General features: G+C 58.0%; 7 protein-coding genes. 5 read left to right on the top strand and 2 right to left on the bottom strand.

Annotation, left to right across the window (positions count from 1 at the left end):
- Positions 1-291 precede the first annotated feature (291 nt).
- Positions 292-1,107, top strand: a complete 816-nt coding sequence (locus tag ACESLM_RS19335; RefSeq protein WP_372633194.1) for an MFS transporter — start codon at positions 292-294, stop codon at positions 1,105-1,107.
- Here ACESLM_RS19335 and ACESLM_RS19330 read toward each other — a convergent pair.
- Complete coding sequence (locus tag ACESLM_RS19330; RefSeq protein WP_372633193.1) at positions 1,104-2,480, bottom strand: MFS transporter; 1,377 nt, start codon at positions 2,478-2,480, stop codon at positions 1,104-1,106. The genes ACESLM_RS19335 and ACESLM_RS19330 overlap by 4 nt on opposite strands.
- A 109-nt stretch (positions 2,481-2,589) precedes the next feature.
- Between ACESLM_RS19330 and ACESLM_RS19325 the strand changes: the two genes are divergently transcribed.
- From ACESLM_RS19325 to ACESLM_RS19315, 3 genes are all read left to right on the top strand, one after another.
- Positions 2,590-2,928: an ArsR/SmtB family transcription factor gene (locus ACESLM_RS19325; RefSeq protein WP_372633192.1), complete on the top strand. Its 339-nt coding sequence runs from the start codon at positions 2,590-2,592 to the stop codon at positions 2,926-2,928.
- A 149-nt stretch (positions 2,929-3,077) separates the two neighbouring features.
- Positions 3,078-3,563 (top strand): GNAT family N-acetyltransferase, encoded by a 486-nt coding sequence (locus tag ACESLM_RS19320; RefSeq protein WP_372633191.1) that lies wholly within the window; start codon positions 3,078-3,080, stop codon positions 3,561-3,563.
- A complete protein-coding gene (locus tag ACESLM_RS19315) occupies positions 3,560-4,282 on the top strand; it encodes a metallophosphoesterase family protein (RefSeq protein ID WP_372633190.1) in 723 nt (240 codons plus the stop codon). Before ACESLM_RS19320 ends, ACESLM_RS19315 begins: the two co-directional genes overlap by 4 nt.
- On the opposite strand, the gene ACESLM_RS19310 is transcribed toward ACESLM_RS19315, so the two are convergent.
- Positions 4,245-5,840 (bottom strand): helix-turn-helix domain-containing protein, encoded by a 1,596-nt coding sequence (locus ACESLM_RS19310; protein WP_372633189.1) that lies wholly within the window; start codon positions 5,838-5,840, stop codon positions 4,245-4,247. The two genes, ACESLM_RS19315 and ACESLM_RS19310, sit on opposite strands and share 38 nt — an antisense overlap.
- A gap of 201 nt (positions 5,841-6,041) precedes the next feature.
- Between ACESLM_RS19310 and ACESLM_RS19305 the strand changes: the two genes are divergently transcribed.
- On the top strand, positions 6,042-6,572 hold the full coding sequence (locus tag ACESLM_RS19305) for a hypothetical protein (RefSeq protein ID WP_372633188.1): 531 nt from the start codon (positions 6,042-6,044) through the stop codon (positions 6,570-6,572).
- Positions 6,573-6,581 lie beyond the last annotated feature (9 nt).

Genomic DNA, 6,581 nt, shown 5'->3' with positions numbered 1-6,581 from the left:
TACATTAGGCTGGTTGACAACAGCCCTGCAACACGGGACATGCCCGCGATGCACCGTCAAGACGGCTGTAAGTCGTTCAATGTTTTACGGTTGCGACTACCGCACCCAACTCCATACATTGAGTTTTTAAAGAACAGGAGTGCCTTAATTAACCGTTTTCTCCTGATCCTATTTTACCACAAAAAGGAGGCAAGCAGGCAGGGGTGTCGGATACTTGATGCGGCTAAAGCCACACCGTATCCGAAGCGCATTCCTCTCCCACCTATAGAGGTAGGGGTCTCCTGCGCTAAAATGATGAAAAATACAGGAGTATTGCTGCTTACGCTTGGCGCCTTCGTGGCGGGTACGGCGGAGTTGGTCGTTGGAGGGGTTCTGAGGCCGATCGCGGACGACTTGGGCGTCTCCATCGCCTTGGCCGGCCAGTTGATTACGGCGTTTTCGCTGGCCTTCGCGCTCGGTACGCCGATCGTCGTCGCTCTGACGTCCCGCGCCGGATGCAAAACTATGCTGATCTACTCGCTTGCTGTATTCGCGCTCGGCAACTTGATTTCGTTTCTAAGCCAGGATTTCGGCATGATCTTATTTTCGAGAGCGGTCGTAGGTTTGGCGGTGGGCGTGTTCACCGTCGTTGCGTTCGGCGCGGCGGCGAAGCTGGTAGCGCCTGCGCAGGTCGGCAAAGCGGTCGGAACGATAGCGCTCGGCGTCAGCGTCTCAATGGTCATCGGCATTCCGCTCGTATCGCTCGCCGCGACGCTTGCGCTGCTGCCTGCGCTCGGAGGGGCGGCCATTCCGGCGCTTGCCGTCCTGCTGCTCTGGATGTTCTCGATGGCGCTTGTCATTCCCGCTATCCAGACGTATTTCATTCAGCAAGCGCCCGATCGCTCCAATCTAGTCATCGGCTTGAATACGTCGATTCTTCATCTCGGCGTCGCCGCCGGCGCGGGAATCGGAGGTTTGGCCGCAGAAGCCGCGGCCTCCGTGCAATATCACCCTTGGATGGCGAGCGTCGCCGCTGTATTAAGCTTGATTATGGCTGTCGTTTCGGTGAGCCGCAGCCAAGCGGCAGAGCGCGTCGGGAAACGCAACGCCTCGCTGGAACCGCGTTAAGCGGTCGCCGTCTGTCGGCTTCGGGAGCGAAGATACGCCAATCCACACGCGATCGAGGCCAGAGCGACGACGGCCAATCCCCAATAGATGTTGGAGAAGGCGTGCGGGAGCGTATACGCCTTCTGCCAGCCGAGGGCGCTCGCCGTCAGGGCCACCCCGAAAGCCCCGCTGAAAAACTGCAGCAGCTGGAACAGCCCCATGCCTGAGCCGATCTGCTTCGGCTTCAGTATTCTGGACATCTCGTTAGAAATGCTGCTCGTCAGGAACGTAAAGCCGACGCTGAGAACCATATAGGCGAGCAGGATAGCAACGTACCCGGATCCGACGAACGCGGCGAACAGCACGACGGACAGCAGCAGGCCGAACGGGACATATCGGATAATCGCATCGTTGCCCTTCAAATCGATGAAGCCGCCGACTCTCCTCGAGAGGAGCATCGAGAGCAGCGATCCTGGAAAAATGACCAAACCCGCTCCGATGGCGCTTAGTTCATAATGACGCACAAGAATTTGAGGGAGCAGATACAGCGTCGCGAAGCTGCACAGGTAGCCGGCGATGCCGACGGCTCCGAGCAACAGGTAGGTGCGATTGCGGAACAGGGCAGGAGCCACGAACGGTTCTGCCGCCGTTCTGATGCGTACGACGAACAACGCTAGCGACGCAGCTCCGGCCGCGAGGGCGATCCAGGACGAGCTGGTCAGGAAGAGCAGCAGTCCGGTCGTGCCGATTGCGGCGAAAGCGGCTCCGAGAACGTCGAAGGAGCCTTGCTGCGGTTTCTCCGTCGGAATAAGCGCCGCGAAGAAAGGAACGAGCAGCAGCGTGATTGCGGTGACGACGAACAGGAAGTGCCAGCCCAAGTATTCGACGATCGCGCCGCCCGCGACCGGTCCGAGACCGAGGCCGAGCGAAGCGGCCGACATAATGACGGCCATCGCTTTGCCCCTGCGCTCGATCGGCACGTACCGTGCGATCAGAACGAGCGACAGGGCCGGTATCGCACCGGCGCCCGAGGCCTGCACGAGCCGCACGAGCAGCAGCGACAGGAAGCTGTTGCTGAAGTAGCCCGCGACGGCCGCCAGGCTAAGCGACAAAATGCCGATCAGAAACAATCTTCTAAGCGGGATAAAATCGGAAAGCCTGCTGTACGTAATCGAGGAGATCGCGAATACGATGGAGTACCCCGTCACGATCCATGAAGTCGAAGAAGGAGACAGACGGAAGTCCGCGGCGACGTCGGGAAGGGCGAGGTTGAACATCATCGTATTCATGATGACGAGAACGACCGTTAGGCCGAGGATTAAAGTCACGACGCCTTCTCTCATCGCGGGGCGCTCCGGCCGGTCGCCGGGCAAAGCTTGTTGCAGAACGGACATGACGGTTTCTCCCCTTTTCTATAGTTCGATTATAATCGAATATTAGAAATATAGCACGGCATATGGTAATATGCAATGAAGAGCTCGAGATGAGGAGGCATGACAAACGATGAAGCCGCTGCACCATCCCGATAGAGCCGACATCCAGCTATCCTCGGTGCTCTATGCCTTGAGCGATCCCGTGCGCCTATATATCGTCTCCGGACTGCACAGAGCCGGTGAACTGGCCTGCGGGAGCATCGAAGTTCCCGTGGTCAAGTCCACGTTCTCGCATCACTCGCGCACGCTTCGGGAAGCGGGCCTGATCCGGGTTCGCGTGAAGGGAACGCAGAGATTGCTCTCCTTGCGGACGGAAGACCTGGAGGAGCGCTTTCCCGGGTTGCTGAAGTCGGTATTGGAAGCGTACGACAGCTCGGGAGACAAAGCCGCGTTCGTTCCGGAAGAGTAATCGATCGTTAACTTCAAGGCCGCGATGCTCGCGGTCTTATTCGGCGTTGCGCGGCGTAAAAATCCATTAAACGAAAAAAGGAATGGGGAGGGAGCGCGCAGAATGTTATAGTGGGTAATTAATAACGTTAATAGAAGGGAGAGGCCGCTATGTTTCAATACCGCAACGCTGCAGACGCGGATTTCCCGGTGATCGCATCTTTTCCGCAAAACGAAGACGAGGCTTTCTACATGTATCCGAAAGCGACTTACCCGTTGACCGCGGAACAGCTTCGGGCAGCCGCCGCAGGCCGAAGCTGCCCGACCGTCGTTACCGATGCCGACTCCGTGATCGCATACGGCAATCTATACGAGGTGAACGACGGGGAAGATTGCTGGATCGGCAACGTCATCGTTCGTCCTTCGAGCAGAGGCTCGGGGGCGGCCGGCTATTTGATCCAGGCGCTCATTAACCGCGCGGCCGAAGAGCATCGCGTCAAGACGGTCAGGCTCATCTGCCACAATACGAATACGCGCGCGCTGCTTTTTTATGCCGGCCTGGGATTTACGCCCTACGAAGTCCGTCTGCAGGAAGGGCCGCGCAAATTGGCGGGAATCCGGATGAGCATTCCCGTCGAAGGGCAGGTGACGATATGAAGCGGACGCTGATGATCAGCGACATTCACGGCTGCCTGGAGCCGTTCGAGCGCCTGCTGGAGGAAATCCGCTACGACCCCGGACAGGACCGGCTTGTTCTGCTGGGCGATTACGTGGACAGAGGACCGAGGAGCAGGGACGTCGTCGACAAAGTGATGGAGCTGGTCGAACGTCACGGGGCCGTGGCGCTGAGAGGGAATCACGATCAGAGGCTGGTCGATTTGATTCGGACGAACGATCCGTACGTGCGATCGAAGTTTATGGAGCATGGCGGCAAGCGGACGATCTTCAGCTACTGCGGGCTGGGCAGGGACGAAATGAACGGAGACACCCTCAGCGAAGCGATCTCCTATATCGAACGCAACTACGGGCATCATATCGATTTTCTGGGCAAGCTGCCTCTGTATTACGAGGACGATCGGCATATTTGCGTTCACGCCGGGCTGAATCCCGCCTACCCGAATTGGAAGGAACAGCCTGCCCGCGATTTTATGTATATAAAGAAGGATTTCTTCCGTTCAAGGACGAAGGTCGACCGCACCGTCGTGTTCGGACATACGAGAGCCGAAGAAATTCACGGCGCGCCGAAAGTGTGGTTCCAGGAAGACAAGATCGCCATAGACGGAGGCTGCGCTTACGGAGCGCAGCTCAACTGCCTCATCTATGAGGAAGGCGCATACTCTACGCACGCGATAAGAAATAGTTCGTCATCTCTCTGATCATATACTGACGGCCAATGGGACCCCACGGGTCCCATTGTTTGCTGTTGGGGAAATACACCCGCTGCTCGCGCGCCGCCCGCATCTCCCTCCACAGCGGATGGGCCTCGAAGGCGGCAACCGTGTCCGGATCGCTCCAGATGATGAGCAGCCGATCGGGATTCATCGCGACCAGCTCTTCCAGGGAGCGGCTGCAGTAAGAGCGATAGTCGAGGCCGTCATCCGGTTGAAAATGAAGATCCCGATAAAAGAGGTCGGTGAACGCGTGGCCGGTTCTGCCGTACACGCGGCAATCTCCGGGCAGCAAACGGACGATCGTCCAGGAGCCTTGGCGCGAGAAGGGAGACAGGGCTCGCGCGCCGGCGCGTTCGGCTTTCTTCACTTGACGCTCGATTCGTTCGAGTTCCCGCTCCTTGTTCAGCTGGCTGGCGATGTCCCGCTGGTAGCTCTCCCAACTGTCCCGCTCCTGCAGATGCACCATGTTCGCGGCTCCGTTCCACTCCGGGGCGTGCCAATTGCGAATAAAATCGGCTTTCAGAATCAGGTCGGGAGACAGGTCGATCACCTCGTCGGCGGCGATCGTCCGTTCGGCGTTGATCGGCTTCGTCGCCTTCAGCAGTTCGTCCAGATAGACCGGAAAACCCGATGCCGTGCCGTAGAACGTCGGAAAGCTCGGAGCGGCGATCGGGCGGATGCCGAGCGCCAGCATCTGATCCTGCAAATTCAACCCGCTTACGATCGCGACGCGCTGTTGATTGCGTTTCATATAGATCGTGGGAGATACGCCTTCCTGTTTTTTGAACACCCTGCTGAAATACAGTTCGTCTTGAAATCCGACGATACCTGAAATTTGCTTGAAGTTCATGTCCGGCTCCCGCATCAGCGACTTGGCGCGTTCGATTCTTAGCTGCGTCAGGAAAGCGCCGGGCGTCTTGCCGGAGAGCTGCTTGAATCCGCGGCTGAAGGAGCTGGGCGTCAGCCCGGCCATCTTGGCGAGCGCGGCCATCTGCAGCGGCTTCATATAATGCGCTCTCATGTATTCCATCGTTTTGCGAAGCATGCCCTGGTCCTCGGACGGCGAGACGGAGAGCGACTCGGCTTCGCGCAGCAGGAGGGAGAGCTCGGCCATCTGGACGTGCATGCGCGGATCGTTGTCCCGGACCGGCTTGCCGTTGTCGAGCAATCTGCCCGCTTGCGCGGCCAAAGCCGGCGGCAGGCGATCGGCCTCCGGATACGCCTGGGGCTCTTCCCAACGGGCGTTCAAGCCGGAACGATCGCCCACAATTCCAATCGTGCGGTATTGCAGCAGGGTAAGCCGCAAGGGCATTCCGTCGTCGTTGCTCCAATCGAACGAGACCGCGCCTTTGAACGACAAGCAGGTGCCGGGCTCGAGACGGAACTCCGCGCCGTCGGAGGTGCGCAGAAGCCCGGTTCCTTTATGGATATAGACGATGGAGCTTTGGCCGAGCTTTACCGTTCTCCGTCTGGCCCGAACGGAAAGATCGTGCGTCTTCAAGGACAACGGGTAGGCCTGGATCAAATCGACTATGCGATTCAAGAGGGAAGCTCCTTTCATCGGAACGATGAGAACCATTATCAATTACATTCTATCAATACGCGCGGCGTCAATCAATCGCTTATTGACGGGTTTCGGAAATTTTGTCCATGGGAAGATGACAAATTCGTGTATACAAATCCGGTCACTCCCTCTATAAAATGATACTGAAAATCATTATCAACATGAGACGGAGGTTAGCGTTTGTCACGAAAGCATCGACTGTTATGCGCGGTTGTTCTTGCGATCGCCTTCGCAGGCTTGGCTTCCGGGTGCGCATCGTCTTCCGGCAGCGTGAAGGAGAGCGGTGCATCCGCGATTCCGACATCCGAACCCGCTTCCAAGGGCGAGGATCTATACGAGGCGATAGCGCCGCAGCCGGTATCGGACGCGGCGGACGGCCTGACGAAGATGAACGGATTCGTCAAAGCGTACAAGCAAGCGATCGAGGAGGACGATACGTCCGCCGCGCGGCAAGCCGCTCAAGATCTTGCCGGAACGTGGAAGGCGATCGAGGAGGAGTCGGCGAAGCTGGACGGGCAACGCGCCGAGACGGTTCGCGGAGAACTGTCCCTGTTGCTGGAGCAAACCGGCGAGGTCAAGAACAAAGATCAGCTCGTCGACATTTCGTACAGCCTCTATCAGATGATCCGAGACCTGAAAGAGAAAGCGGAAGGCTCTCTCCCGCAAGAAGAAACGGCCTCCGAAGCCGAAGATTCGGAAATTTACCCCTGAGAAAGGTGA

The sequence above is a fragment of the Cohnella sp. genome (assembly GCF_041641335.1).
Lineage (GTDB): Bacteria > Bacillota > Bacilli > Paenibacillales > Paenibacillaceae > Cohnella.
The sequence above is the reverse complement of the archived record's forward strand: the minus strand, read 5'-3'. Positions and strand labels throughout refer to the sequence as shown.